Source organism: Vibrio sp. 10N.286.52.F8 (assembly GCF_041468745.1).
GTDB lineage: Bacteria > Pseudomonadota > Gammaproteobacteria > Enterobacterales > Vibrionaceae > Vibrio > Vibrio crassostreae_C.
This window is the reverse complement of record NZ_JBFRJF010000024.1, coordinates 60,308-82,635: the sequence shown is the minus strand read 5'-3', so window position 1 is coordinate 82,635 and position 22,328 is coordinate 60,308. Positions and strand designations below refer to the sequence as shown.

Here is a 22,328-nt window from a genome sequence, read left to right as displayed (position 1 = left end):
TACTCGCCTGCCGAATACGATGTTTTAAAAATTAAAGTGAATTCCACTTCATTGTAGTCTAGTCGATCTGTCTCTTGAGTAAAAACAAACGATTACTTGAAATATTGTCACGGCAACAATCATCAATTAACAATCAACAAAAAGCCACACATCCCATTAATGAAATGTGTGGCTGTTTAGATCTGTTCTGCTACGAACTTAGATAAGTTTAGGGGTTACTCCATATCACCTAACAAGTAATCTTCATCGCTGCTCACTACTGCGCCGTGCTTCAAGAAGTTCTTACCTAGGATCATGCTGTATTCGAAGCGAGAACGGTCTTGAAGGTTTACCCTCACCTCTTTCTCTAGGTCTCCGAGCTTAACCTTCATTTCTACCACAGGGCGAATGTTCACCTTCTCGCCTTTCTTGGCTTTGATACGCATTACATCAATCACTGGCTTGGTGAAATCTTGCTTATCGCCTTGGTTGTTTTGATAGGTAAAGCTCACCATGTCTTGGCCATCTTTCTTAAATCGTTTGATGTTGACTGCATTCATTGAGCTGACATCCGCGCCAGTATCCAACTTGGCAGGGAACGTCATGCCGTTGACTTCAACAACTTCGATGTGCCCAACTTTAAATAAAGGCTCCGATTTCAAAAGGTAGTCAGATCGAGTATTCACATACACCCCATCTTTCGCCATCTTTTTGCCTAACACGAAGTAGGACTCTTTCTCGTTGCTATTAAGTACGTCGATAGCAAATTCTTGTTGGCGAACTTTACCAGCACCTAAAAATTCACCACTTACAACTGGGCGAACGTCATCCCCAACTCGAAGCTTTTTGATTATTTTCTTAATGACTTTCTGTTGCTCACCATTCGCATCAATAAGGAAGAATTCAACGGACGCGTCTTTGCCCTTCCCTGTCATTTCAAAACTATCGACTTTGAGTAAAGGGGTATTTACGGTGAATGAAGCAACTGCCTTCATAGGAAACCCATCTAAAGTGATATCTTCTTCCGGTGAGATGATCAGTGGCTCACTTTTTTTCGCGACATCGCTGAAACTCTCGGAGCCTTCAGAGAGAATATTTTCAGCGTTGGTATCAATCATGAAAAGTTCGCTAGCGGTGCTGGTTCCAAACCTCAACTGCGACTCACTACTCGAGCGCTCACGTAGGTACACCAGAACGTCTTTAGTCGTGTTTTCATCGAGTTGAACAGGCACATACACCAAAGGTCTCTTCTTACCGCTCACGCTTAACATACGAACCAACGGCAATGTCATCTCTTTTTGCTTGCCGTCGTTGTCGAACATATCAAACGTCACTTCACTGTTCTTCTTATCTATATCGATGTCTTTTGCATGAAGGATGCTGTAGCGATTTTTTAATGAGAAGGTCGCGTTCATCGCCATTCCAGAGATAGACACCACCTCTTTTCGGCCAACAACGGTCGCGTTCTCTTGCTCTTGTAAATAGTCATAACCTGCAAACACCAGCGCGTTATCCGCAAGGAAGGTTTTACCAATCAGCACTGGCGCAGAGAAGTGGCTTCTGTCGGTCAGGTTAACGTCGGTTTTTAGCTCTTGGTCTGCAATGGTGAGCGACATTTTTACGGTAGGGCGAAGCAAAGGCGTGCTGCTGGTGCGGCTGCGTATCATGCTGACACGCTCTAAAGGCGCTTCGATTAATACCATGTCTCCCGTCCGCGGGTTTTGAACCTTAAAAGACACCACAGCCTCATATTTCGCAAAGGTACTGCCATCCCAATCATCGTAATCAACATCGGAATTGTTCAACAGGTCTTCGGTTAACGCCGCCATCAACTCTTTGTCTTTGAGGTTTTGGTAGTCGGGATTAGAGCTCTTCACATGAATGTCTTCAGCATGCATAGAAGTGGTTTCCGCACCGGTATCAATTTTACCAATGAAAGGAACGTCTTTTAGCCCTTTAACGCTTGATAGGTACACGTTCTCAGTGCGACCTAGTACCGACTTACCATCGAGTTCGTAAGTGGGATTTTGAGTGGTAGGTGAAGTGTCAGTAGCCAAAGTGTATTGTGAAAAAAGTAGAGTGCTTAAAAGAGTTAGAGCCAAAGGTATCTTTTTCATTAGTTGGTCCGTTGTGATCAGTTCACTAATAATACTGGCGTTTGCGCGAAGAGTTCCCCCACCAGCAATGGTTCTCACATAACGTTAACGCTATGAGTTTTTAAATGACAAACCGATGACTTTGCGCTGCATTCGCTTATCGATTATTGACTAATGGATACCCAATAACCTTTTCAATGCTCGGTGTTCTATTGAAGAAATGAATACAAAAAAGGCCAACGACGAGCGCTGACCTTAGCTATTCAAAACACACCTGAAGCGAGTTTAACTTGCTAAAACACAAACGGTTCTAGATAAACATAGCACTAAAAAGTCCCGACTGTTTTCTTTGCACAGATAGCTCGAGCTTTTTCTGCGTCCTCACCTTTATTTTTGAGATAGCACTGTCGATAAGATTTGACGTAGCGCTCAAATAACACCTCGGCTTCAGGTTGTGGTTTAGAGAGCAGTTGGTTAACGAACTTTCTTGATCCAACCTCAAAATGCTGAGTATCGATTGGGCTATTCCAATCCCCTCCCCAGATCATAAATCCGTGATGGGCAAACAGCTCCACCACATCTTCAGCCATGCCGCGGCGTTCAATTTCATCACGAGCACGAAAACGAGTACGGTTCACATAACGAGTCGCAGATTGTGAAGGCTTTACCGTGATTCTTCCGTTGCTATCAAACTCTAAGAAAGGGTTTTGAACTGGGTTGATGTCGATTGCCACACCATAGGCATGTTTCGACCAACCTCCTCCGCCTGTAATAGGACGAGCGTTAAAGGCGCTGCTGTTGTTCGCATCCATTGAGGCGCTATCATCACCTCTGAATTCACGCATTAGGCGAGCGGAATGAAGAGGAAAATTGCGCTGTTTAAGCTCTGAAAAGATTTCTTCAACAGCAGGCGCAATAACATCAAGCACGATCATATTGCCCTGTTGCGTTTCCCCTTTGAAATTAATGAAGTCGAAATCCACTTTGGATAGTCGCTCACAACCAACAGGTGCACCACGACTCAAGACATTGTTCTTTTTCATCATGTCGCATTGCCATTGAGATATAGGGGCGACTTGGGCATAACTCGCAACACTGAGCACAGTGGCCAGACAGCCGACAATAAAACGTTTCATATCAAAAACTCAAAATAGTAAGAGTGAAAAGTAGCAGAAGTTGGAAAATAGCATATTAAGCCAAGTGGAGCGCACGCTTTGTTAGCGCGTTTTGTCCCAATAGACAATCTCTCGAACTCGTCCGTTCTGGTCGATATCCGCTTTTCCACCAACATCAGAAGGCTCAGGTAAGGTCGATAATTGCGGAGCGTAATAGGCAACTAACATAAGTACGAACGCATCGTAAATATCGTCTATCGCCACATCTTTACGCTTGGTGTTTGAAATGGCCAACGACAAGCCGTCACACCATTGAGGGGCGAGTTGCTGAATAATAGAAAGCCGTTCTTCTTTGCCTTCTGGCTTTTGTTTTGAAAAGGTCAGAGGTTCGCCTTTCAATGCTGCAAACACCACCTCAGGATGTGATTCCCTTATCGAAAGGCTTGGGTGAGATTCAATGAGCTCATCAAGCTCGCGGATCTTGGGCACAATTCCCCAAGCCTGTTTAGAAAACTTCTTATCAAGCTGCTCCACATTGGCATCACACGCCGCAATGTAATCAGTTTGATAAACCGCCTCTCGGCACGGAACAGGAAACACCGAAGAACCACGCTTGCTGGTTAGAAAACGCCTTGCTGCTTTGTCACACAAACGATCTGGAGTTTGTGCATCACTAAAACCAATAGGCATATCGATAAGCGCCGTTGAACCGATAAGATCACTCGCTAGCTCATCGAGGGTGTTTACCACTTTAAACGCAGGTATCTCATTGTCAGAGACAATCCAAGCGATCCAACCCGACTTGCAGCCATCAATTCCGATGTATTTCATTATGTTCTCGATGATTAGTTTGTTGAGGGTTATTTGGGATAACTAGCCCACTTAATGATCAGTGCCACTCACTAATCAGCAGTCTGCTTTTTACACCACGTACCTGCAAGCCCATTGCATCGAACACCTCTTCAAAGTCTCGACACTGCGCAGGGATGTTAGGTAACGAAAGCGCGGCTTCTGAAAAGAATTGTTGTTCAAAATGAGCCGAATCGTTCCAAGCGAGTTGCCACCACTCTAGAATCCTCGACTTAGACGAGCGCAGCTTTTCAGCCGTAGGAACTTTATCACTTTTACTTAAGTTCTCTTTGCTTGTAGTAGGAAAGAGGTTCCACTTATCGTTGTTTGGCCAGTAAGCGAAAGGCAAACAGTGATCAACGTGATACTCATTTTTTAATGATTTTCCACTCCACACGCTGACGATGTCGGCACGATCAGATCTAAGTTGCTCGACACGTTTACGCACATCGCGAGTATCATGGTTTTGATCGATCCATACCAAGCAGTCGTGATAAGTCTGTAGTGAAATGCTTCGCTGTCGGTTCAACTCGAAACGCTGCATCTCCATGACCCATTGATTCACCACCAGCGGTTCAATCCACGAGTGGTAGATTCTAAAGCACTCCCACAGGCTTTCATCGAGAGTAAAATAACCAAAACTTTCTAAGAACTCACTATCAATGACCAGTGATTCTCGGCTCTTCCGTCGTTTGTGAGGTGGGTATATATCGAATAGTCGGTTGTCTTTCGAGCCTTGATAAATGAAAGTCACAGGTCCTGATTTAATGGTACTGATCGTTTGTGAAAATAGCTTTTGTAGAGCCTTGGCTTCATCGCCGAGAAACATAGCGCCTATCGCTAGATCATCAGCACTTAAGTGTTTGAGTTTATTCCAACCATCCTCTTTTACAAACCCAAGTCCCTTCGTTGTGTTGCTATTTTGCTGAATCCCAGCGCCTTCTATGTCTATATCAATCAGTCGCTTAAACTGCCTAACCCAATACAGAGCAACCAAGCCCACTGGTAGAGAAATTTTTCCATCAGTTCGATCAATCACAGCGCCTGAATGCGCATCAGCAATTCGCAGTAATGTTCTCAACAAAGCCAACTTGTATGTGGCCGACTTGTTGTCATTCACAATAATGTGGCGCACCTTGTTCAAATCACCGGAGCCATCGTCTGGCAATGTCATCACCACGGTTTGCCACCACACTTCACTGCGGTTCAATGTGTCTTGGCTATCATCGACATGACGAACCAACAAAGCGCTGTTTTTTGACAAACGCTCGAGCTCTTCAACCGAGACTTCATAGCCTTGTCGACTGTCTATAAATTCCCCATGACGCAGAGTGATCACCAGCTTGCCATTTGGAGCTAGCAAGTTAGACAACTTTCTAAATGCTCGTTCTCGATGAGACGGGGCTAAGTGCATCCAAACCGCACTCACCAATATCAGGTCAAAACGCATTCCGAGGTTTTCAGTGCGGCTAAGCGAAGGCAGTGAATCATCAATCCAGGTAACACTTGGGCCTGTATATTTCGAGCCTTGTTCGCGTAATGAAGCACTTGGTTCTATCGCAATAACATCAGCTCCGGCTTTGTGCATCCATAGCACATCACGACCGCTCCCAGCACCGACATCTAATACTTTATCGCCCTCTAAAGGCCAATAAGCTTGCCAGCTTTTATGCACCGTCTCGAACGTCACTGAGTTGTACTGCTGGCAAAGTGTGTGAGCATTTTTATCGTAAAAAGGAATCGATGAGGACATATGCGCTATTGGAGTAAGGAGTCTATCTCAATAGTAATGGGGAGCTTAGGCGATTGCTAGCAGCTCATGCAAGTTCAGCCACACCGAGCAATATTTATCGTTAGTGACTGTTTTATATCAATATCCACCTAATGAGTGCATCAGGCGAATCAGTCTCGTCAGCAAAACAAAAACAAACAAGGTGCAAGCTGACGTGCGAACAGAGATAATTGTTTGAAGATGATTAACTCGCCTCAAGCACCAAACCGATAGAAAACTAATGAACACATACTCGCACATAGATACCCCATTCAATCTGCGCCACACCTGTTGGTTTTGTGGTGAGCCTTCCAGTAACCTTGTTGAATTCCCTAAGACAGCGCAGGCTGTTGCCAAGATAGGCCATTCACCGATAGCACTGCCGGCTTGTAATGAGTGTGCGAGAATTAACTATTCAAAGAATCTAACCTCAATTTGGTCAGTGCGCGATCAGATAAAACACACTCTGATAGACAAGTACGCTAAGCACCTTGGCATCGGTGAGAACTGGACGGAGCAAGAGCTTATTGATTCTGATTTCTCGGGTTCGACGCTCGGTGGGTTTGGGCGCAGCGCTTGGAAGATGTATCAAATCGCCAAACAACGCGTCGATTATAAAGGCTGGCCTTTGTCGGTTGATGACATCCCACTTGAGGTATACGACGAAACCAGTGGCTTTGAGTTTGACGGTACTCGTTATGCCTCAATCAATTCATGTATCGACTATTTCACCAAGGCAGCAGGCGTAGACAAAGAGCTGTTGTCGCAGCTTGTCGACATCGTTTCATCAGAAAGGTTTAGCTACGCACTGCGAATCACCAAGCTGAACAAGAATGTCTCTAATACCAAGCGCTCGGAGATCGTCGAAGAGGTACTACAACAAGAGTCTGAACAAGAAGAGATACTGCTTGAGCAAGCTAATTCAATGTTTAACCCAAACGTCGAAGAGGTGAATATTTCAGGCTCAATAGCGCCTGTATTTGCCATTCAGTGGGCGCTGGCTAACAAGGTTAAAGATTTAGCCCACCTTTGTGCTCTCGAAGATGAGTATTTTGACTATTTCGAGCACCTCGGCGGCCCTGCAGCTTTCATGTCCTATAACGGCCTACAACTCTATTTAGAGTCGCGTCAAGATCCTGAATGGGTAGAAGAGTTGGATCCAAATAAACAGTATTGGTGAACATGCCTCGCTACTGGTGAACACGTGTAAGCTCGATAACCGTGTCAAACACCCATTGTTAGTCCTTGTTTTATATAAAGATCTAAAAACAGAACCCTATAACAGTTAATTGTTGCAATTCGGTTAAATAGAGTGAAAACTTCAAGCATCTAAAACTATTTAATCACTGCCATCTGCGGTGAGTAAGGAGTGAATTGTGCTTGCTGTTCTTCGTATTATTTTGGCTACGGTGTTTATTATTTTCACCACTCTATGTGCTTTTGTTTACTGCTTGTTTAGCCCCAAGAACCCCAAGCATGTGTACGTTTTCTGTCGTTGGTTCAACCAACTCCAAAAGATCATCGGTGTAAAACTGGTGCAGCGCGGCCTAGACAATGCCCCAACACCAGAAAACAGCGTCTACATCTCTAACCACCAAAGCATATTGGACTTTGTGACCGATCCAGGAATGCTAAGACCGCGCACCGTTTCATTGGGCAAGCGCGATTTGTTGTACGTGCCTTTCTTTGGCCTGCTGTATTGGATCACCGGTAACATCATGATTAACCGCGAAGATAAGTCCAAAGCACGCGATACCATCAAGCAAGTGGCGGAAGCGATTCATCAGAGAGATCTGTCTGTTTGGGTTTACCCGGAAGGAACCCGTAGTAAAGGGCGTGGACTATTGCCATTCAAAACGGGCGCTTTCCGAATGGCAATCGAAGCTGGTGTGCCTATCACCCCGATGTGTACCAGCACCACGCACAATAAGATCGACTTGAATCGAGCCAATAATGGCATTGTGATCACCGAGATGCTGGAACCTATCGATGTATCCGGATACAAGCTTAGCGACGCAAGAGAGCTGGCCAATCGCTGTCACGCACTCATGGCAGAGAAAATAGCAGAGCTTGATGCCGAAGTGGCTCGTTTAGAGGCGCAGCAAAAACCAGAGTTGGATTCAGACCGTTCTTCTACGAACTAACTCGCAACGAAACCACTGAGTCATCGCTCAGTTACTTAAAAAGACACTCAACGATCGCAACTCTCATTGTTCTTGTTTTACTTGCTGGCGCTTATCCGCAAAATAAAAACAGGCGTTAACGGCTTTATAGAGCAATGGGAGCAAACGATGGAAGTGATTCACCATGGTGGCAAACATACTGTCACAGGATCTTGTCACGAGCTAAGAGATTCAAGCCAAGCGGTGCTCATCGATTGTGGCCTTTTTCAAGGTTTAGATCTTCAAGGTAAAAAGCTTCAAGGTGCGGACACTCGCCCTCTTGATATTGAATTTGAAACATCCCACCTCAACGCTCTGCTGCTGACCCATACTCACATTGATCATATTGGCCGATTACCTTGGTTACTCGCCAGTGGGTTTAACCAACCGATTTATTGCACGCAAGCCACCGCTGAACTTGCCCCTTTAATGATTGAGGATGGCTTAAAGCTGCAAGGACTCAGCAATAAACAGTCGAAGCTGATACTCAAAAAGATTCATTCGTTAATTGCTCCCAAGCCTTACGGGGAATGGTTTCCAATCACGTCTAAACAGCAAAACAACGGAAAGGATCATGATAGGCCAAATACTCTGTATGCTCGCTTTCAACCTGCGGGGCACATCTTAGGTTCTGCCTATATCGAGATTAAGTTACCCAACCAAGAGGTGGTAGTCTTCTCTGGCGATTTGGGCCCAAGTAACACACCACTACTGCCCGATCCTAAGCCACCACGACAAGCCGACTATCTGTTTATCGAATCCACTTATGGCACCAGTACTCATGATGATATCGCTACGCGAGCTGAGCGCCTCAAAGCAATAATTGATCGTTCACTGCTCGACGGTGGCGTTATTCTAATTCCGGCATTTAGTATCGGCAGAACGCAGGAATTGCTTTTTGATATCGAACACCTGATCTTTGAGCATCAACTCAGTAGCGATATTCCTATTATTCTCGATTCTCCGATGGCTCAAAAAGTGACGCGTTCATACCGACGTTTTAAAGAGTTGTGGGGACAAGAAGCAAAGCAGCGTCTTGAACTGAAACGCCACCCACTCGCTTTTGAGCAATGCATTACTGTCGATGGACATAGAATGCACAAGAAAATCGTCAATCGCCTCAAGTTGACAGGTGAACCTGCGATTGTGGTCGCAGCTTCTGGGATGTGTCAGGGTGGCAGGATAATGAACTACTTATCCGCCTTGCTTCCCGATAAACGAACCGATGTAATTTTAGCTGGCTATCAAGCTCACGGAACGCTCGGGCGAGAGCTACAACAAGGAGAAAAACAGGTTTCCATCGATAACCAACACGTTGAGGTGAAGGCTCAGATCCATAGTATGTCTGGCTACTCTGCTCATGCTGATAAAGATGATCTCAATCGATTTATAGAAGAAATAACCGTGCCACCCAAAGAGGTACATTTGATTCACGGAGATCCAAACACTCAGTCTGAGTTCGCTCAAGCTTTGGTTGGAAAAGGATTTAAAGTCGTTTAAAACAGGCGATTGATTCACGATTTCTGATTGCGGTAATCCTTACGGAAAGTTCTAAAAATCACTACTGATATTTTAAATAATACCTCCCCTTAAACCTGCCTAATTTCACTATATCGGTGATATATTCTTGCGTCTTTACCGTCGTAATGTGTTAACAGTCATTAGTACTGAACAACGTTTCCTCTCATTTTTCTTCTACTTTCCCTTCTGACACATATTGTGAGTTTCGAAAATTTGTATTAATCACTATTTATTCACTTTACAAACCGACACTAAAAACAACCAATTGCATATCAATTTTAATGAAACGATTATCAAATTAGCACTAAGCGTTAACAAACACTCCCTGTAACATGCTTTATGTCACAGTAATCCTAATAGGCAGTTAAATAATTTAACACTCGGGTTACAAGTGAAGTATTGTGTTGTTCGAAAAACAATCATAAGCAAAACTAACAGGGAAAATACTCATGCAGTCATTCGTTGATTTTTTGAATGGAATAATCTGGAGCCCAGTACTTATCTACCTATGTTTAGGTGCAGGTTTGTTCTACTCCATCATGACTCGATTTGTTCAAATCCGTCACTTCTTTGAAATGTGGCGCTTGCTACTATCGGGTAAAAGCTCATCAAAAGGCATCTCGTCTTTCCAAGCTCTAGCCGTTTCGCTATCTGGCCGTGTAGGTACAGGTAACATTGCTGGTGTTGCTGCCGCTATCGGTTTCGGTGGCCCAGGTGCAGTATTCTGGATGTGGGTTGTAGCCTTCTTTGGCGCCGCGACTGCTTATGCAGAATCTACGCTAGCGCAAATCTACAAAGAAGAAGACGAAGGCCAGTTCCGTGGTGGTCCGGCTTACTACATTGAAAAAGCAATGGGTCAGAAGTGGTACGCATGGATCTTCGCAATCGCGACTATTTTTGCATGTGGTATTTTGCTTCCAGGTGTTCAGTCAAACAGTATTGGTAATGCTGTAGAAGCTGCATTTGGCTCAGGCGACATGATTGAAACAGCTATCGGTACATTCAGTTTCGCTAAAATTTTCACTGGTACTGTTGTTGCTATCATCCTTGCTTTCATCATCTTTGGTGGTGTTAAACGTATTGCGAACTTCACACAAATTGTTGTTCCATTCATGGCATTGGCTTACATCATTATCGCGTTCGTTATCATCTTGCTAAACATCGGCCAAGTGCCAGCTGTTTTCGGAATGATTCTTGGCGATGCATTCACACCTATGGCGGGCTTTGGTGCTGCAATTGGTTGGGGTGTTAAGCGTGGTGTTTACTCAAACGAAGCAGGTCAAGGTACTGGTCCTCACGCGGCAGCAGCGGCAAATGTCGATCACCCAGCTCAGCAAGGTTTGGTACAAGCGTTCTCTATCTACATCGATACTCTTCTAGTATGTTCTGCTACAGCGTTCATGATCATCATCACTGGTGCTTACAACGTTCACGGCGGCGCTGAGGGTGTGTTCCTTGTTCAGAACCTAGCAGCAAACGTTGGTGCGAATGGTCCTGTATTTACACAGCTTGCTATTGAAAGTGCACTACCAGGCATTGGTAAGCCATTCATCGCATTTGCTCTGTTCTTCTTCGCATTTACAACGATTCTTGCTTACTACTACATCGCAGAAACGAATATTGCTTACCTACGTCGTACCATCAAGATCCCTGGCATGATGTTCGTACTTAAGCTTGTTCTTATCACTGCAGTTTTCTATGGCACAGTTAAAACAGCGAACCTTGCATGGGCAATGGGTGATGTTGGTGTTGGCTTGATGGCATGGTTAAACATCGTGGGTATTCTGATCATCTTCTTCATGTCTAAGCCTGCGCTTAAAGCTCTAGCTGACTACGAAGAACAGCAGAAACAAGGCGTCACTGAGTACACGTTCAACCCTGTAAAACTAGGCATTAAAGGTGCTACCTACTGGGAAGAGAAGTACAAGCGTAAAACAGGAAAATCTCCTGAAGCTGAAACTGCAGACACTAAACCTGTAGAGCAACCTTCAGCTTAAACTCGCCTTAACAAATAGATTGCTTTAACAAATAGACCTCTTTAACTGGCTCTATTAATAACGCATAAAAAAGGGGTTAGCCATTTCGGCTAACCCCTTTTGTTTTGTTCATAACCAATAAACAGCTTATAACAAACTAACTGTTCCCGAGTTAGAGCATTAAGCAGCGATTTCTTGTGTTGCCATTTGAGGTGCTTTCTTCTCACCGATAGGCAGTACTGTGCGGCCGTATTCGTTGTTGATTACTTGTGCCATTGCAAAGTAGATAGCTGAAGCGCCACAGAAAATACCTTCAAAACCAGCGATAGTGCCGATTAGTTCGCTGCCAGTGAAATCACGAGCTGCAAGTAGGAAGAACAAGATAGTTAGTGAACCGAATACTACTTGCTTCGCCACTGGGTAGCATAGAGAGCCGATGAACATGAAGCCTGTGAAGATGCCCCATAGTAGTAGGTACCAACCCATGAATGCTGCAGGGCTTGCAGGTAGACCCATGTAAGGCATCACGATTAAACCAACCAAAGACAACCAGAATAGGCCGTAAGAAGTAAACGCAGTTGTACCGAACGTGTCACCACGTTTGAAACACATTGTGCCCACGATAACTTGGCTCAAACCACCGTAAAAAATACCCATAGCAAGAATCATTGAATCGATTGGAAAGAAACCTGCGTTGTGGATATTAAGAAGAATAGTGGTCATACCGAAACCCATTAAGCCTAGTGGCGCTGGGTTAGCTAGTTTGGTCGACATTGCGAATTTACCTTATTAAAGTGGTTGATTAAAAAAAAGCGATAAAAATTATCAGAAAATTTTAATCTATAAACCGTACAACTAGGTAATCCAGTTATCGAAAACTAAGATTGTGTAAATGATCTTATGGAAAATTAGTTTCATAACAACGCTAATTAATTCATAGAACCTATAAGTAAACAAATTCCCTGTCACGTATCGACTCATTTGATCGTCATTCCAGAATCGAGGGACGAGATATCTGGAATCTCCTTTTAGACATAAGCACCGACGATAAACGCCAGAGACTCCCTACCACGTTCGTTCCTCACTGTAGGGAATGACGGAGGTTTGCTTAGATGCGGGTAACGAGATACGGGATGCGAAAAGGGCGTTCAGATTGAGCAAGCGAGAAACTAAATTGCAAACACGAGTAATAATAGGGCGAGCTTTTCGTTACTTGTTTACTCCATTAAATCTCGTATCTACTTGGACAGATTAAATTACGCTTGTTGTGGTTTAGATTCAGACACTTGAGATTGAACGTCTGAAGAAGCGTTTTTACTCGCATCGCGCTTGGCTAACAACGTCACGACAATCAACTGAGCAACAAGAGCACCTAATACAACCAATGCACTTCCCGTAAAGCCTGCGACTACAAAACTAATCAGAGCAATAGAGCCGTTCATCAATGCGTAAGGTAGCTGCGTCTTAAAGTGTTCAAACTGATCACACCCAGCCCCGGTTGAAGAAAGAATCGTGGTTTCAGAGATCGGTGAGCAGTGATCACCAAACAAGCCACCCGATAACACGGCACCAATCGCGACGAGAAGCGGAGCATCTATCGCAATCGCGGTTGGAATAACTAAAGGCATCATTATCGCGAAGGTTCCCCACGATGAGCCCGTTGCGAATGAGATAATGGCAGACAGCAAGAACGCGACCGCAGGTACTAACCAGTAAGGGAAACCGCTCTGTGCTTGCTCAGCAATATAAGCCGCTGCACCCAACTCTTTACCAACGGTGCTTAATGCCCAAGCCAATACCAAGATGATCGCGACTGGCATCATGTTTCCCATGCCTTTTAAGTACACAGAAACACCATCAGACAACTTTCTTACACCGTAGTAAGCCATTAACGAAATTAATGTAATCGCCGCAAAGAAATAAGCCGATGATAACGCCGCTCTAAATGATGAACCTGCGACCTTTTGGAACGGGAAGCCTTGTGGAACCAACATGGCACACAACACCACCAGCATCACTAACAATGGTGCCCAGACAAAAGATGCCTTTGCATTTTTATGCGAGAACGGATTTAGTGATTCGTTATTCACGCCAGAGTTAATTCCCGCCTGGCAATCACGCTCGGCTTTTGCCATTGGCCCAAAGTCTAAACCTTTAACGGACACAAGCGGAACGATGAAAATCGCAAGAAATGCGTAGAACTGAAAAGGAATCGCACCGATGAAGGCATCCCAATCGGACATGTTGACATTCAACGCCGTGAACTCTTTCTGAATAAGGCTCATGATGTAAACACCCCATCCAATGAAAGGGATAAGAATAGCAACGGGCGACGAGGTTGAATCAATGATGAATGCTAGCTTCTGTCTAGAAAGTTTCAGTTTATCGAAAAGGGGACGAAAAACAGGGCCAACAATTAAAGGGGTGCCTAAGTCTGAGAAAAATATAACGATTCCACCCAACCATGCTGACAATTGAGCTTGGCATTTATTGCTTACCCACTGAGTCACTCGCTTTGCAAACGCGACGCCACCACCGGACTTTTCCATCAATGCGACAAAGCCACCGATGAATACCAACAGCATGATCACACCAGCGTTATAGCTGTCGGTAAGTTGAGGGACTAGGTAACCTTTCACCATGGTACCAAACGTATCAAGCGGGTTAAGTTCGCTAAACATGCCAGTCAGCATTGCAACACCACTCAGCACACCAGCAAAAAGGCCTATCACCACATTCCTTGTCGCCAATGACAACACCAAAGTAATCACAATGGGGATGAGTGACGTGATATCTGTCTGTTCCATAGGTACACCTTAACCCTAAAATAAGAGAATAAATATAAATTAAATTTGAATATAAATTCACAAGTATCATTTGTACAGAACTTTATCCTCTAACTGGATAATTAGTCTTTAAATGCGCTTCAACATAGCCAAATAGACCAATCACCCTGCTTAAATAGCCAAGTTCGAAACGGAAAAAAGCCGAAAGTAGAAACTTCGGCTTTTGATTATTTATATCGCTATGGTCGTACTACTGAGCTCGTAACTTAGGCCACCTCTTCAGTATTCAGACTATCAATTACAGCTGATTTCATCCCAGAACCAATTCGATTGAACTGGGCTTTCCCAAACACCTGGGCCGTTTTTAGCCACGAAGCACTTACCGTTATGCGTCACTTTATCGCCATTACTCACTTGGCTAACACCGGCTTGCCACGTAATAAATTCAGATGGATCGACAACCACTGGCGGTTCTGTCACAGGTGGTTCAACGGGTGCAGGGTCTACTGGTTCTGGATCGACAGGGGCAGGATCAACAGGCGTTGGATCTGTCACAACTGGTGGTGTTGGCTCGCCCGCTACTAGTTTCCAAGGGCCACCATTGGCAGGGTCATCCCCTTGTGTCCACCATTTCGCTTCGTAGGTTGCGCCATTATGAGTCACTTGGTCACCCGCGTTGTAAACCTTGCTCGCACTCCAACCATTACCACCGGGATTGGTTCCTGGATCTACCGGATCCAGCTTATCGACCACTTTCACTTCAGGCCAACTCGCATGTGACCCATAAAAATTGGTCACACACTTCTCGTAATCGCCAGCCACCAACGCAGAATAAGCCGTTTGGAAACCAACAAGCTCACACTCAAATGAGTAACCTTCTGGGCGGTCAGCGTAGTATTTCCAGTTACCATCCCAGTTGGTGTACAACACATCGGTTGCTCCGTTGAGATTCAAGCTTCCGTAAGGCGTTTGCTGCCAACATGTATTGGCTTCATCGGCTTCTACTGGAATTTCATAGTGCGCTGCTAACCCTTCCCAGTAACGAATACGGTTAACGGGTTGGCCTTTGTCTTTGTTCTGCTCGCCACATTCAATACCACCATTGATCACGTTGATCGTGGTACCAAAGCCATAACCAATACCCGCATCCAATTCGCGTTGAGAGGGCGTCCAAGTACGGTCAATAACATGCAGCATGGCTGGTTTAGGTGCTTGAGGGGTAAGGAAGAACCAGATAGCAGAAGCCAAGTTCAACCATGAATCAGCAACCAAACCTGGGTTATTCAATAGAACCGTTGCATCGCCATCGAACATCACTTCCGAGAACGCGCCGTAGTTAAAATGGTAAGAAAGCTGTTTAGCACCACGTCCGAAGTAGCCCTGTCCCGCAGCACATGGCCAACGGGCATTCTGCCAATCGTTCTGACCACAACCGGTGGTGTAACCTTCTTGGCCTTCAGACCAACCCATTTCGCGAACATGCACCAGCGCTTGCTGCCACTCTTCTAGAGCTAATGGATTATCAGAGGTGTTGTCTATCGCGATATGCCCACCCGTCTCTTGTGAAAAGTGAGCAAAGGCCGTGATGATGGATTTTTTACAGATAGCATCAGAATCACGGCCATCGGTGTACTCTCCACAGAAGGCTGGGAATTTGCCAATTGCACGTAAGAAGCGAGTGTAGGTGTATTCTGGCGCTGCCATCTGAGTGAGGAAGTTCCATTCCGATTGAGGGAACACGCGCTCTACACGCTTTACGTTTTCAGGGTTGGAGGGGGAACCGGGTTCAATCGCTTCAACGATTGTATTCGGGCGAGTTTGAAGGGCCTGTGACCAGATCGCATACATAGGATCGGATGTTTTCGCTTGTTCAGCAGCTTGTAGAGCCGACTTTTCAACAAGGTAACCATTCGGGTTTTGCGGATCAGGTTGAATGTTCAAAGACGCATGACTTTGCGCTGCTAATGTGCAGCCCAGTACTGTCGCCAAATATTTGATTTTTAACATGATGGATTCTCTTATCTGTCCTTAATAAGTCCATCAAAGAGTATGCTTCACATGTGGAATGGCCTAGCTGTAGCTGTGTGAATTTATAAAAAGTGCGAGTGATCTTTTTGATACATGGCTCAGCACAACAAAGCGTCTCATGGTTTCTTGAGCTGATATCTAGTTTCCAACTCATTTGGTTTCTAGTTATTGTTCATTTGATTTCGAGGTATTGCTCATAAGCCTTTAATGTAATGAATCAATATAATCAATCGAAAAGAAAAAAGCCCCGAACTGAGTTCGAGGCTTAAGATCTTAATCAAAGCTGGTTAAATCTCTAAGAGATTATTCCCACTCGATAGTTGCTGGTGGCTTACCAGAAATATCGTAAACAACACGTGAAATGCCGTTAACTTCGTTGATAATACGGTTAGAAACCTTACCTAGGAAGTCGTATGGTAGGTTTGCCCAGTGAGCAGTCATGAAGTCGATAGTTTCTACGGCACGTAGAGATACAACCCAATCGTACTTACGGCCATCGCCCATTACGCCAACTGAACGTACTGGTAGGAATACCGTGAATGCTTGAGATACTTTGTGGTAAAGGTCAGCAGCGTGAAGCTCTTCAATGAAAATAGCATCTGCGCGACGCAGTAGATCACAGTACTCTTTCTTCACTTCGCCAAGTACACGAACACCTAGACCAGGACCCGGGAATGGGTGGCGGTAAAGCATGTTGTATGGAAGACCAAGCTCAAGGCCGATCTTACGTACTTCATCTTTAAACAGCTCACGTAGAGGTTCAACAAGACCCATTTCCATATCATCAGGAAGGCCACCAACGTTGTGGTGAGATTTGATTACGTGTGCTTTACCTGTCTTAGATGCTGCAGACTCGATTACGTCTGGGTAGATAGTACCCTGAGCAAGCCATTTAGCATTAGATAGTTTCTTAGACTCTTCATCGAAGATATCTACGAATACGTGACCGATGATTTTACGCTTAGCTTCTGGTTCAGCTTCGCCTTCCAGAGCTTTAAGGAAACGATCTTCTGCATCGACTTTGATGATGTTTAGGCCGAACTGGTCACCAAACATATCCATAACTTGCTCAGCTTCGTTTAGACGAAGAAGGCCGTTATCAACAAATACACATGTTAGTTTGTCGCCGATAGCGCGGTGAGCAAGCATCGCAACTACAGATGAATCAACACCACCAGAAAGACCAAGGATAACTTCGTCGTCACCTACTTGTTCTTTAATACGTGCAACTGCATCTTCAATGATTGAAGCTGAAGTCCACAGACCTTCACAACCACATACGTTAAGAACGAAGTTCTCAAGCATTTTCAGGCCGTTTTTAGTGTGTGTTACTTCTGGGTGGAATTGAACACCGAAGTACTTCTTCTCTTCGTTTGCCATTGCAGCGTATGGGCAAGTGTCTGTTTCAGCGATCTTTGTGAAATCAGCTGGAATCTCAACTACTTTGTCGCCGTGGCTCATCCAAACATCTTGAGTAGACTCAAGGTCAGCGAAAAGTGCAGATTCACCAGTTACTTGTACAGCAGCGTAGCCGAACTCGCGTTCAGTAGACGTTGCTACTTTACCGCCAAGTTGCTCAGCCATAGTTTGCATGCCGTAGCAGATACCGAATACAGGAACACCTGAATCAAATACGTACTGAGGTGCACGTGGAGAGTTCTCTTCCGTTACACTTTCAGGGCCACCAGATAGGATGATACCGTCTGGATTGAATTCACGAATATCCGCTTCTTCTACGTCCCAGCTCCAAAGTTCACAGTAAACACCGATCTCACGAATACGACGAGCTACTAGCTGTGTGTATTGAGAACCGAAGTCCAGAATTAGAATACGTTGGTCATGAATATTTTTAGTCATTGTAAGCAGTCTTATTGGCTATGTGATAAAACGGAGGAGAGTTTACTCACCTCTGATTAACTCTTCAAGAAATAAAGCAAACGTTTTCGTTAGATATCTTTAACCACGTGTTTTGAGAAAATCGGACTTTTAACAAAACAGGCGGTAGATATAATACCAATCACAGTAAGTAAGTGTTCAGGAATAGCGTAGGAAAAAAGCCTGAGAACAAGGCTGCTCTATTCGACAAAGAGTTCTGATAAGTAGTTATTCTACAATCAAAAATTCTAACGAAGTTATCGAGGTTTTTAACAAGCTAGGATGACCAGTTATTTACTACGATTGGTATATTAATGTGCCGACTAAATCAGCACATTATTCAAACGTTTGGACGTATTATTAACCTAAACGGTAGTTAGGTGCTTCTTTCGTGATTTGAACATCGTGTACGTGAGATTCTTTCATGCCCGCACCAGAGATACGAACAAACTCAGCTTTAGTACGCATGTCTTCAACAGTTGCAGAACCCGTTAGGCCCATGCTTGAGCGTAGACCGCCCATCTGTTGGTGAACGATCTCTTTTAGACGACCTTTGTATGCGATACGACCTTCAATACCTTCTGGAACAAGCTTGTCTGCAGCGTTGTCAGATTGGAAGTAACGGTCAGAAGAGCCTTGAGACATAGCGCCAAGAGAACCCATACCACGGTAAGACTTGTAAGAACGACCGTTGTAAAGGATAACTTCACCCGGTGCTTCTTCAGTACCAGCGAACATTGAACCAACCATCACACAAGATGCGCCAGCAACGATAGCTTTACAGATATCGCCAGAGAAGCGGATACCGCCATCTGCGATTACTGGAATACCGTATTCGTTTGCAACTTCCGCTGCGTCTGCGATTGCTGTTACTTGAGGAACACCAACACCAGTAACGATACGAGTCGTACAGATTGAACCTGGGCCGATACCAACTTTAACTGCACTAACACCCGCTTCGATAAGAGCACGTGCGCCAGCACCAGTTGCTACGTTACCACCGATGATTTGTAGATCAGGGTATGCAGCGCGAGTTTCGCGGATACGGTTAAGTACGCCTTCAGAGTGACCGTGTGAAGAGTCGATAAGTAGAACGTCTACGCCAGCTTCAACTAGAGCAGCAACACGCTCTTCGTTACCAGCACCAGCACCAACAGCTGCACCTACACGTAGGCTGCCGCGCTCATCTTTACATGCGTTTGGTTTACGTTCTGCTTTGTGGAAATCTTTTGCAGTGATCATTCCAGTCAGTTGGAAGTCATCATTTACAACAAGAACTTTTTCAACACGCGCTTCGTGCATTTTCTCTTGAACTTCTTCACGAGTTGCACCTTCTTTAACAGAAGCAAGGCGAGCTTTAGGCGTCATTACTACATCAACTTTCTTAGAAAGGTCAGTAACAAAGCGAACGTCACGGCCAGTAATGATACCAACCAATTCGTTTGTTTCAGTAACAACAGGGAAACCGGCGAAGCCGTGTTTTTGAGTAAGGGCTACAACATCAGCGATTGTCGCGTCAGGGCTTACAGTTACTGGGTGAGAAACCACACCAGCTTCGTAAATTTTAACCTGGCGAACCATTTCAGCTTGCTGCTCGATTGACATATTCTTATGAATAAAGCCAATACCACCTTCTTGCGCAAGGGCAATTGCTAGGCGTGCTTCCGTAACAGTATCCATCGATGCAGAGATCATTGGGATGTTTAAAGAAATGTTTTTCGTTAACTGAGTGCGAAGATCAGCTGTGTTCGGAAGAACGGTTGAGTGTGCTGGGACGAGTAAAACGTCATCAAAAGTTAAAGCTTCTTTTGCGATTCGTAGCATTTGCAATATCTCACAACAAAGGTGTTAAAAGGAGTAAACCCAACTTTATCGTTTCGCATAATAAAGTGATTTGGATTTGATATTGCAGACGGATTATACGCACGGCGAAATCGCTTGGCTACACATTTTTGTATTTTTAATTTGCATTTACCCCCTTGCTATGTATTATATTGCCGCTATCTTCCATACTCACGCCCTGTGAGATTCCAAGAAAGACCTTCCTTCAAGGAAAGATAGTGCTTCTATGACTAATCCAAACATCTTTACTGTTTCTCGCCTCAACTCAGAGGTTCGTCTCCTATTAGAAAACGAAATGGGAATAGTCTGGCTCGTTGGTGAAATCTCAAACTTCTCTGCACCTGTCTCTGGTCACTGGTACCTCACGCTAAAAGACTCTCGCGCTCAAGTTAAATGCGCCATGTTTCGTGGCAATAACCGCCGTGTGACCTTTAAGCCTCAGAACGGCAATCAAGTTTTAGTCAAAGCTCGCCTATCTCTTTACGAGCCACGCGGTGACTACCAACTGATCATCGAAAGCATGCAGCCAGAGGGTGACGGTAAGCTTCAGCAAGAGTTTGAAAAACTGAAGATGAGCCTTGCCGCAGAAGGCCTGTTTGCTCAATCGAGTAAGCAACCACTTCCTGAACACCCAAAGCGCGTTGGCGTTATCACCTCAAAAACGGGCGCTGCGCTGTTTGATATTCTTGATGTACTGAAAAGACGCGATCCTTCGCTACCGGTTGTGGTTTACCCGACCATGGTTCAAGGCGAAGAGGCGGCGATTCAGATTGCCCAAGCGATTGGACGCGCTAACGAACGCAATGAATGTGATGTGTTAATCGTCGGCCGTGGTGGCGGCTCACTGGAAGACCTATGGTGCTTCAATAACGAGATCGTAGCTCGCACAATCGCAGCAAGCCAAATCCCGATTATCAGCGCCGTTGGCCACGAAGTGGATGTCACTATCGCTGATTTCGTTGCCGATATGCGTGCCCCAACGCCATCAGCTGCCGCAGAATTGGTTAGCCGTGATAACAGTCATAAAGAACAAGCTTTCGCGTCTAAACGTGCTCGCTTAGTCAGTGCGATTCGTCATGTGTTAATCAAACAGGCGCAATCCACTCAAACGTTGAAATACCGCTTAGAGAAGCAACACCCTAGCTACCAACTTCAAAAGCAGAGTCAGCAGCTTGATGACCTAGATATGCGTTTGCGTCGTGGTATGACTCAATACCTAAAACAGCATGCACAGCGTGTTGAACGTAAACAGCACCAGCTTCAATTGAACTCGCCAGTGAAACGCCTTGGCGAACAGAAACTGCATCTGCAACGTTCAGAGCAAAAGCTATTGGATGCAATGGACAAGACATTACTAACCACTCGCCACCAGCTCGCTATGGCTGCAGAGAAGTTAGAGACCGTTAGTCCACTGGCAACCCTAAAGCGTGGCTACAGCATTACTCATTCAGAATCGAGCAAGACGGTATCATCGATTAACGATGTCGAAGTCGGTGAAGTGATCACCACTCAAGTTGAAGACGGTGTGATTGAGTCGCAAGTGACCACAAGAGTGACTAAGAGCGAGCTTTAAGTTCGACCTAACGTTTCAAACCAGAAAGCCCTATCGATAATCGACAGGGCTTTTTAGTATCTAACGCTTTCAAAAAACTAACCTATTCCAACCCTACTCAGTAGTAGAAGGCTCCTTCATGGTTAGCATCCCTTCAGTCACAATAAAGTTGATGATGAAGTCTAGCCCTTGGCTCTCTTTGAGGTTGGTGAACACGTATGGCTTGGTTGGACGCATGCGTTGTGTGTCTTGCTCCATCACCTCAAGTGACGCACCCACATATGGTGCTAAATCGATCTTATTGATAACCAGCAGATCAGAACGCGTAATACCCGGTCCGCCTTTACGTGGGATCTTCTCCCCTTCCGCTACATCAATCACGTAGATGGTAAGATCGGCTAATTCAGGGCTGAACGTCGCACTCAAGTTATCACCGCCACTTTCGACGAATACCACATCGAGGTTCTTATGCAGCTTGGCAAGCTCTTCTACCGCAGCTAAGTTCATCGACGCATCTTCACGGATCGCCGTGTGCGGACAGCCACCCGTTTCAACACCAATAATACGATCTGGTTCTAGAGCCTCTGCTCGCGTAAGTATCTTGGCATCTTCTTGAGTGTAGATGTCGTTGGTTACCACTGCGATATTGAGCTTGTCGCGAATCGCTTTACAAAGCACTTCTAATAGCGCTGTTTTACCAGACCCTACCGGGCCGCCAATACCAATTCGAAGTGGTTGCTTATAACTTTCCATTGTCTACTTCCTTATATTCTTTT

The 22,328-nt window shown here is 45.0% G+C and carries 15 protein-coding genes; 5 read left to right on the top strand and 10 right to left on the bottom strand.

Features of this window, described 5'->3' with window-relative positions; all coding sequences use genetic code 11:
* Positions 1 to 215 precede the first annotated feature (215 nt).
* The 4 genes from AB4133_RS13045 to AB4133_RS13030 form a co-directional block, all read right to left on the bottom strand.
* Entirely contained in the window at positions 216 to 2,096 is a 1,881-nt protein-coding gene (locus AB4133_RS13045; protein WP_372224704.1) for an ATP-dependent zinc protease, read from the bottom strand.
* 305 nt (positions 2,097 to 2,401) lie between these two features.
* A complete protein-coding gene (locus tag AB4133_RS13040; protein ID WP_372224702.1) occupies positions 2,402 to 3,211 on the bottom strand; it encodes a M15 family metallopeptidase in 810 nt (269 codons plus the stop codon).
* Positions 3,212 to 3,292: 81 nt separating this feature from the next.
* On the bottom strand, positions 3,293 to 4,021 hold the full coding sequence (locus tag AB4133_RS13035; RefSeq protein ID WP_372224700.1) for a DUF429 domain-containing protein: 729 nt from the start codon (positions 4,019 to 4,021) through the stop codon (positions 3,293 to 3,295).
* Positions 4,022 to 4,079: 58 nt separating this feature from the next.
* Positions 4,080 to 5,792: a class I SAM-dependent methyltransferase gene (locus tag AB4133_RS13030; protein WP_372128776.1), complete on the bottom strand. Its 1,713-nt coding sequence runs from the start codon at positions 5,790 to 5,792 to the stop codon at positions 4,080 to 4,082.
* Between the two features lie 259 nt (positions 5,793 to 6,051).
* Between AB4133_RS13030 and AB4133_RS13025 the strand changes: the two genes are divergently transcribed.
* The 4 genes from AB4133_RS13025 (at position 6,052) to AB4133_RS13010 (ending at position 11,490) form a co-directional block, all read left to right on the top strand.
* Positions 6,052 to 6,990, top strand: a complete 939-nt coding sequence (locus AB4133_RS13025) for a hypothetical protein (protein WP_136974081.1) — start codon at positions 6,052 to 6,054, stop codon at positions 6,988 to 6,990.
* 196 nt (positions 6,991 to 7,186) lie between these two features.
* On the top strand, positions 7,187 to 7,954 hold the full coding sequence (locus tag AB4133_RS13020; protein ID WP_017065917.1) for a 1-acylglycerol-3-phosphate O-acyltransferase: 768 nt from the start codon (positions 7,187 to 7,189) through the stop codon (positions 7,952 to 7,954).
* Between the two features lie 147 nt (positions 7,955 to 8,101).
* The gene (locus tag AB4133_RS13015; protein ID WP_372224698.1) at positions 8,102 to 9,472 is read left to right on the top strand and encodes an MBL fold metallo-hydrolase; all 1,371 of its coding nucleotides are present in this window, start codon (positions 8,102 to 8,104) and stop codon (positions 9,470 to 9,472) included.
* 470 nt (positions 9,473 to 9,942) lie between these two features.
* Positions 9,943 to 11,490, top strand: coding sequence for an alanine/glycine:cation symporter family protein (locus AB4133_RS13010; RefSeq protein WP_372224696.1), 1,548 nt, complete (start codon positions 9,943 to 9,945; stop codon positions 11,488 to 11,490).
* A 159-nt stretch (positions 11,491 to 11,649) separates the two neighbouring features.
* On the opposite strand, the gene AB4133_RS13005 is transcribed toward AB4133_RS13010, so the two are convergent.
* From AB4133_RS13005 to guaB, 5 genes are all read right to left on the bottom strand, one after another.
* Complete coding sequence (locus tag AB4133_RS13005; RefSeq protein WP_010440610.1) at positions 11,650 to 12,243, bottom strand: acetate uptake transporter; 594 nt, start codon at positions 12,241 to 12,243, stop codon at positions 11,650 to 11,652.
* 482 nt (positions 12,244 to 12,725) lie between these two features.
* Positions 12,726 to 14,276: a Na+/H+ antiporter NhaC family protein gene (locus AB4133_RS13000; RefSeq protein ID WP_137001226.1), complete on the bottom strand. Its 1,551-nt coding sequence runs from the start codon at positions 14,274 to 14,276 to the stop codon at positions 12,726 to 12,728.
* A gap of 273 nt (positions 14,277 to 14,549) precedes the next feature.
* Positions 14,550 to 16,262, bottom strand: a complete 1,713-nt coding sequence (locus AB4133_RS12995) for a glycoside hydrolase family 19 protein (protein ID WP_372224694.1) — start codon at positions 16,260 to 16,262, stop codon at positions 14,550 to 14,552.
* Between the two features lie 324 nt (positions 16,263 to 16,586).
* Positions 16,587 to 18,140, bottom strand: a complete 1,554-nt coding sequence (guaA, locus tag AB4133_RS12990; RefSeq protein ID WP_372224692.1) for a glutamine-hydrolyzing GMP synthase — start codon at positions 18,138 to 18,140, stop codon at positions 16,587 to 16,589.
* Between the two features lie 378 nt (positions 18,141 to 18,518).
* The gene (gene guaB, locus AB4133_RS12985) at positions 18,519 to 19,982 is read right to left on the bottom strand and encodes an IMP dehydrogenase (RefSeq protein ID WP_017062496.1); all 1,464 of its coding nucleotides are present in this window, start codon (positions 19,980 to 19,982) and stop codon (positions 18,519 to 18,521) included.
* Between the two features lie 244 nt (positions 19,983 to 20,226).
* On the opposite strand from guaB, the gene xseA reads away from it, so the two are divergent.
* Positions 20,227 to 21,573 (top strand): exodeoxyribonuclease VII large subunit, encoded by a 1,347-nt coding sequence (xseA, locus tag AB4133_RS12980; protein ID WP_372224690.1) that lies wholly within the window; start codon positions 20,227 to 20,229, stop codon positions 21,571 to 21,573.
* A gap of 93 nt (positions 21,574 to 21,666) precedes the next feature.
* On the opposite strand, the gene ureG is transcribed toward xseA, so the two are convergent.
* The gene (gene ureG / locus AB4133_RS12975; RefSeq protein ID WP_017062498.1) at positions 21,667 to 22,305 is read right to left on the bottom strand and encodes an urease accessory protein UreG; all 639 of its coding nucleotides are present in this window, start codon (positions 22,303 to 22,305) and stop codon (positions 21,667 to 21,669) included.
* Between the last annotated feature and the right edge of the window lie 23 nt (positions 22,306 to 22,328).

What these genes read in the sequence shown, in the direction of transcription:
- AB4133_RS13045 (WP_372224704.1), bottom strand. Translation starts at nt 2,096, where the DNA reads ATGAAAAAGATACCTTTGGCTCTAACTCTTTTAAGCACTCTACTTTTT.
- AB4133_RS13040 (WP_372224702.1), bottom strand. Translation starts at nt 3,211, where the DNA reads ATGAAACGTTTTATTGTCGGCTGTCTGGCCACTGTGCTCAGTGTTGCG.
- AB4133_RS13035 (WP_372224700.1), bottom strand. Translation starts at nt 4,021, where the DNA reads ATGAAATACATCGGAATTGATGGCTGCAAGTCGGGTTGGATCGCTTGG.
- AB4133_RS13030 (WP_372128776.1), bottom strand. Translation starts at nt 5,792, where the DNA reads ATGTCCTCATCGATTCCTTTTTACGATAAAAATGCTCACACACTTTGC.
- AB4133_RS13025 (WP_136974081.1), top strand. Translation starts at nt 6,052, where the DNA reads ATGAACACATACTCGCACATAGATACCCCATTCAATCTGCGCCACACC.
- AB4133_RS13015 (WP_372224698.1), top strand. Translation starts at nt 8,102, where the DNA reads ATGGAAGTGATTCACCATGGTGGCAAACATACTGTCACAGGATCTTGT.
- AB4133_RS13010 (WP_372224696.1), top strand. Translation starts at nt 9,943, where the DNA reads ATGCAGTCATTCGTTGATTTTTTGAATGGAATAATCTGGAGCCCAGTA.
- AB4133_RS13005 (WP_010440610.1), bottom strand. Translation starts at nt 12,243, where the DNA reads ATGTCGACCAAACTAGCTAACCCAGCGCCACTAGGCTTAATGGGTTTC.
- AB4133_RS13000 (WP_137001226.1), bottom strand. Translation starts at nt 14,276, where the DNA reads ATGGAACAGACAGATATCACGTCACTCATCCCCATTGTGATTACTTTG.
- AB4133_RS12995 (WP_372224694.1), bottom strand. Translation starts at nt 16,262, where the DNA reads ATGTTAAAAATCAAATATTTGGCGACAGTACTGGGCTGCACATTAGCA.
- guaA (WP_372224692.1), bottom strand. Translation starts at nt 18,140, where the DNA reads ATGACTAAAAATATTCATGACCAACGTATTCTAATTCTGGACTTCGGT.
- guaB (WP_017062496.1), bottom strand. Translation starts at nt 19,982, where the DNA reads ATGCTACGAATCGCAAAAGAAGCTTTAACTTTTGATGACGTTTTACTC.
- xseA (WP_372224690.1), top strand. Translation starts at nt 20,227, where the DNA reads ATGACTAATCCAAACATCTTTACTGTTTCTCGCCTCAACTCAGAGGTT.
- ureG (WP_017062498.1), bottom strand. Translation starts at nt 22,305, where the DNA reads ATGGAAAGTTATAAGCAACCACTTCGAATTGGTATTGGCGGCCCGGTA.